This is a genomic window from Longibacter sp. (genome assembly GCF_051155795.1).
In the GTDB taxonomy this organism is placed as follows: Bacteria; Bacteroidota; Rhodothermia; order Rhodothermales; family Salinibacteraceae; genus Longibacter.
This window is the reverse complement of record NZ_DAXETW010000049.1, coordinates 1-7983: the sequence shown is the minus strand read 5'-3', so window position 1 is coordinate 7983 and position 7983 is coordinate 1. Positions and strand designations below refer to the sequence as shown.

General features: G+C 59.6%; 9 protein-coding genes and 1 tRNA gene. 7 read left to right on the top strand and 3 right to left on the bottom strand.

Annotated elements, in window-relative coordinates:
* From ACFCU0_RS05850 to ACFCU0_RS05820, 7 genes are all read left to right on the top strand, one after another.
* Positions 1–235 (top strand): hypothetical protein (locus ACFCU0_RS05850; protein ID WP_434972730.1); only part of this gene is annotated, 235 nt, incomplete at its 5' end.
* A gap of 34 nt (positions 236–269) precedes the next feature.
* Complete coding sequence (gene thiO / locus ACFCU0_RS05845) at positions 270–1406, top strand: glycine oxidase ThiO (RefSeq protein WP_434972729.1); 1137 nt, start codon at positions 270–272, stop codon at positions 1404–1406.
* A complete protein-coding gene (thiS, locus tag ACFCU0_RS05840) occupies positions 1403–1642 on the top strand; it encodes a sulfur carrier protein ThiS (RefSeq protein WP_434972728.1) in 240 nt (79 codons plus the stop codon). Before thiO ends, thiS begins: the two co-directional genes overlap by 4 nt.
* A 66-nt stretch (positions 1643–1708) precedes the next feature.
* The gene (locus ACFCU0_RS05835; RefSeq protein WP_434972727.1) at positions 1709–2548 is read left to right on the top strand and encodes a thiazole synthase; all 840 of its coding nucleotides are present in this window, start codon (positions 1709–1711) and stop codon (positions 2546–2548) included.
* A 43-nt stretch (positions 2549–2591) separates the two neighbouring features.
* On the top strand, positions 2592–3221 hold the full coding sequence (locus ACFCU0_RS05830; RefSeq protein ID WP_434972726.1) for a thiamine phosphate synthase: 630 nt from the start codon (positions 2592–2594) through the stop codon (positions 3219–3221).
* A 129-nt stretch (positions 3222–3350) separates the two neighbouring features.
* Positions 3351–4187, top strand: coding sequence for a bifunctional hydroxymethylpyrimidine kinase/phosphomethylpyrimidine kinase (thiD, locus tag ACFCU0_RS05825; RefSeq protein ID WP_434972725.1), 837 nt, complete (start codon positions 3351–3353; stop codon positions 4185–4187).
* Between the two features lie 270 nt (positions 4188–4457).
* Positions 4458–4531 (top strand) — tRNA-Arg (locus tag ACFCU0_RS05820).
* 277 nt (positions 4532–4808) lie between these two features.
* On the opposite strand, the gene ACFCU0_RS05815 is transcribed toward ACFCU0_RS05820, so the two are convergent.
* The 3 genes from ACFCU0_RS05815 to ACFCU0_RS05805 all read right to left on the bottom strand — a co-directional run.
* Complete coding sequence (locus ACFCU0_RS05815) at positions 4809–5549, bottom strand: IS256 family transposase (protein ID WP_434972724.1); 741 nt, start codon at positions 5547–5549, stop codon at positions 4809–4811.
* Complete coding sequence (locus ACFCU0_RS05810) at positions 5500–5883, bottom strand: transposase (protein WP_434972723.1); 384 nt, start codon at positions 5881–5883, stop codon at positions 5500–5502. Before ACFCU0_RS05810 ends, ACFCU0_RS05815 begins: the two co-directional genes overlap by 50 nt.
* Positions 5884–7199: 1316 nt before the next feature.
* A partial coding sequence (locus ACFCU0_RS05805; RefSeq protein ID WP_434972722.1) for a hypothetical protein occupies positions 7200–7983 on the bottom strand: 784 nt, incomplete at its 5' end.

Below are 7983 nucleotides of genomic sequence, written 5' to 3'. Positions count from 1 at the left end.
GGGCCAGTTCGTAGGCGGCGCAGGCCCCGGCGATGCCGGCACCGGCGATCAGGATCGGTCGTGCCATAGAGAGGAAGAAGCGTACGAATCGAGCGTTGGGATCGATACACAGACGGACGCGAACGGCCGCATGTTCGTGGCCAGGCCGACCATTCCCGTGTCCCGCGTAGATTTTCCAAAATCACGTACCGTCTTGGTGCCGGGCGACACCTTTCCGCCGGCGCACCGTTTCTGATACCGAAACGGCGCTCTTCATCAACACGCGTTCCATGATAGATCCGGTAATCATCGTAGGCGGCGGGGTGATCGGTCTTGCGACCGGCTTCGAATTGATTCGGGCCGGCATACCGGCGACGATTCTCGACCGCACCCGTGCGGGGCGCGGCACCTCGTGGCTTGCGGCGGGCATGCTCGCGCCGGACACCGAGATCGGTTTCGAGGAACTGGAGCTGTACGATCTGAATCGGGAAAGCCTGCGCCGATGGCCTGCATTTGCTGCGGCTGTAGAAGAAGCCAGTGGGCGGAACGTCGATTACCGGGACGACGGCACGCTGATCGTCGCCGACGACCCCGACAGCACCAAGCGGATCCGGCGTCTCTATGAGTTTCAGACGGAGCAGGGACTGGATGTCGACTGGCTTACCGGGGACGAGGCCCGCGACTGCGAACCGTTCGTCGGCCCCAGAGTGTCGGCTGCCATCTGGGTCGCGTCCGACCATCAGGTCGACAACCGACTGCTGCTCGATGCCCTGCGGGAGGCGTTTCTCGCGGAAGGGGGCACGCTCCACGAAAACACCACCGTTGACAGCGTTCGACCGGACGAGGCGGCACCGGTTGTCGTGACGACGGACGGGGAGGAGATTCGCGGTCGCGAGGTCGTTCTCGCCGCCGGCGTCTGGTCCCGGCAGATCGACGGTCTGGCGCCGGTGGGTCCGCTGCCCGTTCGTCCCGTCAAGGGGCAGATGATTCAGCTCCAGATGAAGCTCCCGTTCGACCTTCAGCACGTGATTCGCGGCCCCGACGCCTACCTCGCGCCCAAGTCGAATGGACGCCTCGTGATCGGTGCCACGAGCGAAGAGATGGGCTTCGACACGCAGGTCACAGCCGGCGGTCTCTACGACCTGCTGGAAGGGGCGTGGGAGATCGTGCCCGGTGTGTACGACCTTTCGGTTGACGACACCTGGGCCGGGCTCCGACCGGCAAGCCGCGATCATGCGCCCATCGTCGGCCGTGCCGGGGCGCCGGGCGTGATTGCCGCGACCGGCCATTACCGTCACGGCATTCTCCTGGCCCCCGTGACGGCACAGGAGGTGACGAAACTGGTGCAGACTGGAGAAACATCCCGCTGGATCGAGCCGTTTTCCCCCGCCCGATTTTCTGGACCGATCCCCGAGTCTTCCGCATGAGCACGACCGAATCCGACGCCCAGACTGTCCAGATCACCGTGAACGGCGAGGACCGCTCGGTGCCACACCGGTATCCGCTGACCGATCTTCTCCGGGATCTGGACGTCGATCCCGAGAGTGTATCCGGCGTGGCCGTCGCGATCAACGAAAGCGTCGTTCGGCGGCAGGACTGGTCCGACGTGACCGTCGCCGAAGGCGACACCATCGAGGTGATCACCGCGCAGCAGGGGGGGTGAATCGGTTGCCCGTTCGCCGCCTTCCCGTCGGCGTGTCATCAACGACGTTCGAACGACGAAGAGCCTATGTCTGAAGCGGCCCCTACGGATACGGATGCACTGCCGGCTGTCGCCGGGCAGGAGGCGTCCGACGATCTCCTCACGATCGGCGGCGATAGTTACTCGTCTCGGCTCCTGATCGGATCGAGCTCGTATCCCAACCCGCAGATCATGCTCGACGCCATCGAGGCGTCGGGCGCCGAGCTTGTTACGGTCGCCATCCGTCGCGTGAACGTCGAGAGTCCCGCACCCGAGAGTCATCTCGATCTCATCCGAAAGGGCGGCTACCGCGTGCTGCCCAACACCGCCGGTTGCTACACGGCACGGGAGGCCGTTCTCGTCGCACAGCTTGCCCGGGAGGCGCTGGACACCGACCTCATCAAACTGGAAGTGATCGGGGACGACGAAACGTTGATGCCCGACGTCGAACAGCTCCTGAAGGCGGCGAAAGAACTCATCGACGACGGCTTCACCGTGCTCGCGTATGCCAACGACGATCCGATCACGTGCCGCAAACTGGCGGATATGGGGTGCGCGGCGGTGATGCCACTCGGCTCGCCCATCGGCAGTGGAATGGGCATCGTCAACCCGTACAACCTCCGGCTTATCCGCGAGGTGGTAACCGACACGCCGTTGATCGTGGACGCCGGGATCGGAACGGCCAGCGATGCCACGATTGCGATGGAGCTCGGCTACGACGGCGTCCTGCTCAATACCGCCATCGCCGAGGCGCAGCATCCCGTGGCAATGGCAAAGGCGATGCGTCTCGCTGTTGAGTCCGGCCGCCTCGCGTACCGAGCGGGACGGGTGCCGGAACGCATCTACGCCAAGGCCTCGTCTTCCATGGAAGGTCGGGTCGGACAGTGAGCGGCGACGCGTCCCATGGTTTACCGTCAACCCGTTGCCTGTCATGGTCGACCTTCCACGCCTCATTCTTGTTGCGGACCGGTTCACGCGACCGGGCCGCGCCGACCGTGTCATCGACGCCGTGCAGGCGGGCCTTCGATGGGTGCACCTCCGGGATCATGAGGCCGACGATGACACGTTTTACGACGGTGCTGTCCGCCTGCGCGACCGCGTCGAAGCCCTCCATGCCGGCGTCCGCGTGAGCGTCAATCAGCGACTCGATATCGCCGACCGGATGGGTCTCGATTACCACGGCGGAACGCACGGTTGCGGTGTGGGCGTCGCCCGAGAGCGGCTCGGGTCTGATGCCGTGATCGGCTTCTCCGCACATGAGCAAGAGGAGGTAACGGGGCCGCGAGCAGCGCGCGTCGACTATTTCTTCTTCAGTCCGATCTTCCCGACGGAAAGCAAGCCCGGACACCCAGGGACGGGGATCGAGCCGCTCAGCCGAATCTGCGCTGTCTCCGAGGTGCCCGTGTTCGCGCTGGGCGGCATCACGCCGGCACGGGTCGGGTTGTGCCTGCACGCCGGTGCGCACGGCGTCGCTGTCCTGAGCGGCATCATGGACGCAAGCGACCCCGCTCGGGCGGCAGGGGCGTACCTCCGAAGGGTGGCGGCCTCGGACGAGAGGTGAGCGCGATAGGCCCGCGGTCGATGCTAATGCACGTTGCACGCCGATCCGGAAACTCGCCGTGAGGTGTCGGATACGGAAAGAGCGACAAGGGTCGATTTCATTTCAGCAACCAATCAGACGACACCGATCATGATCAAGCCCGTGGCACTTACGATCGCAGGGAGCGACTCCGGAGGCGGGGCCGGCATCCAGGCGGACATCAAGGCGATGGAGGCGAACGGCGTGTTTGCCACGTCCGTGGTGACCGCCGTCACCGCCCAGAACACGGAAGCGGTCACGATGTCGTACGACATGCCCGATCGGATCATTGACGCCCAGATCGACGCCGTGGCGGGTGACTTCGACGTGGCGGCGACAAAAACGGGCATGCTGTCGTCGTCCAGCATCATCCGTACCGTGGCGGCGAAAGTTGAGGCGCACGACCTCTTCCCGTTCGTCGTCGACCCGGTGATGATCTCCAAGAGCGGATTCAAGCTGCTGAAGGACGAGGCGATCGACACGCTGCGCGAGATCCTATTGCCCCTGGCTACGGTCGCAACGCCCAACATTCACGAGGCGGAATACCTGACAGGGAACGAGATCCTGTCCGAGGACGATGCCCGCGAGGCGGCGAAGGCGATCTACGCGATGGGGCCGGAGGCCGTACTCGTGAAAGGCGGGCACCTGAACGAGAAGGCGGATGCGATGGACCTTCTCTACGACGGAACGGCCTTTCACACGTATACGGCTGACCGCGTCCGCACGAACAACACGCACGGGACGGGCTGTACGTACGGGAGCGCCATTGCCGCGCATCTGGCGCACGGCCGGTCGCTCGGGGAGGCCATCGACCGTGCCAAGCGGTACGTCACCGCTGCGATTCGCCACTCGCTCGACCTGGGAAATGGCCACGGCCCCACGAATCACTTTTTCCATCTCGACGCCGAAATGGCGACAGACTCGGTCAAGCTGACCGACCCGGCGTGATGCCTTCGGCCCTGAGTGGGCGCCCTGAATGCAAGGAGGAATTTCCGCGGGTCGCGATCCGGTGAACAATGCGTGATCCCGGCTCCGACGGGATCATTTCCGGCGGACGCGTCGTGCATTATTTTACCAAACGGGGGTACTGGACCGCCCTGCGAGGAGCATCACGGCGGCACTTCGTTTGACCGAGTGTTCATTTGCGACTCTCCGGTCGGAGGCATAGACTCCGTATTCCGGTCGCGAGATGACTTCGTATGACCGAACACCTATTTTCTGCCCGTAGCTCAGATGGACAGAGCGGCGCACTACGGATGCGCAGGTCGGGGGTTCGAATCCTCCCGGGCAGGCAGACAGAAAACCTCATCGCATCGCTGGAGACGGCGAATGCAGTGAGGTTTTTTTGCATTGTATCGTAACTTTACGCCTTTCAAGCGGGAGCGGATGTACAAGGTGATGGCGAAGCACGGAAGGCCTCGTTAGCGCAATACGGTATGCTGTGGCTGCCCCTGACACCGAAGTGAGCACCTGGCATCATAGACCTCGCATACTGTTCAGAGAGCGAACCCCAACCGTTAGGATCACGTCCCGAATGTTGTGTAATCGCGATCTGACAGGATCATCGGATTATGCGGCGTGCGGGAGCGGTGTTGCGGTTGGGACCGGCTCGGGCTGGGCGGTTTCAGCCTGAGCATGCTCCCAGGCGAAGAAGGCATCCATCGTGAAGTAGCGGCGCCCGGTGGCGCCGTCGAACCCGGTCTCCAGCACGTCTAACGCGCCATCAGCGCCGCCCAGCACCTCAATCGTTGCGTGCAGGGCCTCACGGGCCGGCGCGGGAGCCGAGGCAGTCGGAATGACGTCCAGCCGGTCCTGCATCCGGTCACGGATTGGGGAAGGCGACTGCTCGATCACGTTGCGCAGGAAGTGCGACTGACACCGCTTCCAGATCAGCCCGAGGTACTCCGTATGCAACGCCCGCCGAAGGCCCTCGTGTGCGTCACTGGTGACCACGCGTATGCCGGCGAGGCCCCGTGCCTTGAGTTTCTCGATGAACTGGTGCCAGCCGCCCTCGGTCTCGCCGTAGGAGAGGTGCAGCCCCAGGAGCTCCCGCTGCCCATCCGCTCCGATCCCGACGCCGAGCATCACGGTCGTCGCTCGCACGGCCCCTTGACGACGAACCTTAATCTGAAGCGGGGCAAAAAGCACGAACGGGTAGGCCTGCCCGTCCAGCGGGCGCCGTGCCCAGGCATTGACCTGTTCGTCCAGCTTCTCACAGAGACGCGATACGGTCGAGCGAGTAAACTCGCGGCCGCAGAGTTCAGTCGTGATTTTCTTGACGCGGTGGGTCGAGACGCACTGTACCACCATCTGCATCAGCCCAAGGGCCAATGCCTTCAGACGGACACGTCCGCCACCTCCGTTGATACCGGTCGAAGAGGGAGGTCTGGAACGTGCCCTCGCGGTCGCGAGGCACCTCCAGATCGAGCGTTCCGACACGTGGGGTACGCTGCAGCGTGTACGAGCCGTTCCGGTACCCGTGGCGGCGGTCGGTCTGCTCGCGGGGCGCGGCCCGCAGGTGCTCACTCATCTCGGCGTCGAAGATCTGGTTGAGGATCGGCCCCAAGAGAGCGGGCACGCCCTGGTCGCTGTGCAAAAGGTCTTCGATCCTCTCGTCGTCGATTGTAATCTGGAAGGTGGCCATCGCAAGTAGCTCAGCAGGTGAATGGTGGGTCGCATTCCCAACCTGATAGAACTCGGTGTCTTTTCCTAATCGCCACCCGGATTACACAATATTATGGCCTCAACCGATTATGATAGACGTAAGTGCAAAGATCAGCTATCGACTTACCCTCCGACAAGGTGGATCTGAATGGCTAACGGGGCAGGTGTAGAATGGGCGAATTTCGACCTCACCATCTCTACCGGCATACACGAGGACTGGTCTCCCTCTTTTGATCACTATAGACGGACGTGTTCTAAAATCATATAATGGACTTACGTATGTGCGGTCGTTTTTCATGATATAAGATCGCGCATGTTGCGCGAGTAAGCTTCTTTTAATGTAAATAGTTAATCCGTTAATTGAATGACTGTAGCGCGGAACGGCAATCTCTTCAGTACCGCGTAGCGTCATTAGTGTCTCAGCAACCCCGTCGAGAGTCATAGAGTTAACGGTGGACTCCGCGTCAAGCCCCTCCATCATGTACGAGAAAGTCATTTCCTCTTTGTTTACGTACAGATCAGGAAAGTGCACTGGTCCTCTCATCTCCCGAATTTTAACTGGCCTCCAGTGCGTCCACCCATCGTCTGTTATACCTCGTGATATAATGTATAAGTTGTTCGCTTTCGTCCTTTCCGTCAGAGGCGTTGTTCGAGGTGACGGGCCGACGAAGCCTACGTGCAGTGAGTCGGTGGTAGCAGTTACCTGTTCATATGCGCTCATCGAGGATAGCGGAACGTCTTCACTCATCACCGATCCACGATTGATTTTGAATAGCTCGGTATGCCGCCAGCCGTTTCTTCGGTATGGAACGACTACATAAACGTCACCGCCATGGACGGTTGTGTTGATGTCCATCCAATGTCCCTGGATATCTTCAATCAATAGTGATCGATGTATACCCTCTCTGTCTATAGAAGGGTCAAAGCATATGTATGAATAGTAAACGCTCAAAGCATCTCGTGAGGCAGAATATCGAGACCACAGAGTATATGTGCAGCCTTCTGAATACACTACTTTGATGTCTCGTACGTCTGAGTCAGTAAACGATAATGACTCCACTCTGAACATATCATTGAAGGTGTTGTTAGTTAGTGACCCAACTAGTATCGTCAGTGAATCGGATGACGAATATGACTGTAACGATGCACAAACAATCGAGCTTCGAGGTCCGTCTTGGTGAGTACAGTCAAGTGATTGGATATAAGGTTGAGCTTGAACTGTCCATGGATTTACAGCTCCTGCCATGGCAATACTCGAAACAATAAATATAATTATATCAAGACTAGATCTCATATCTATAGGTCGGCCCAGCTTCTCGTGTATTGGATCACCGTTTCCCGTGGGGAAAACATCATTGTGCGCTTGTATCTACCGGCATGGCTGGCGAAGAACCAGAGTCGCACATTTTCGGAAAGACCGGTCTTTTGGTATCGCGTTATGTAGCCTACCGATGTTTCGTCGTCAAACCAACCTCCCCAAGACACAACCTCGTTCTCAACCACGTCTCCGTTAGGTAGTGGAAGGAATTCTTTCGCATTAATTGTTAAGTATACATCTATTTCAGTGAGGGTCTCATCTACAACTGATCCGACGGCTTCTGTCCTGATTGAAGGCTCAGCTATCGCCACGTCGTACGACTTGTACCTTTCAACCGTTACATCATTCTCGCCTTTGATGGCGAAGTCTGAGCGCTCCTCCTCGTCCTCTTCTGTTTCGTCACGGTCATCGGGCGGGGAGCTGCCTCCACAGTCATCACTTGGACCACATGGAAGCGTGTCTTCGACACCTGGGCATTCAAACGGATCTAATAAACATGCACAATAATCATGATAGGTCTGGTCATACTCCTGACCATAACAAACGTCTTGGTCTGGCGGTGGGTCTGAGTACGCAGTCTTGGGACTTGTCCTATTGTATACGTGTGGCCACTTCTTCTCTGTAATCCTCTTTTTGCTGCTCGTAAGGATCAAGGGTCTCATAATTACTAAACCGGCTTGCGACCTGAGCGACGCGTTCAGGTCTACCAAGTCCGGCTTTTGGCCAAAGTCTTCTGCCTGACGTAGCACGTCCGTTGCAGTC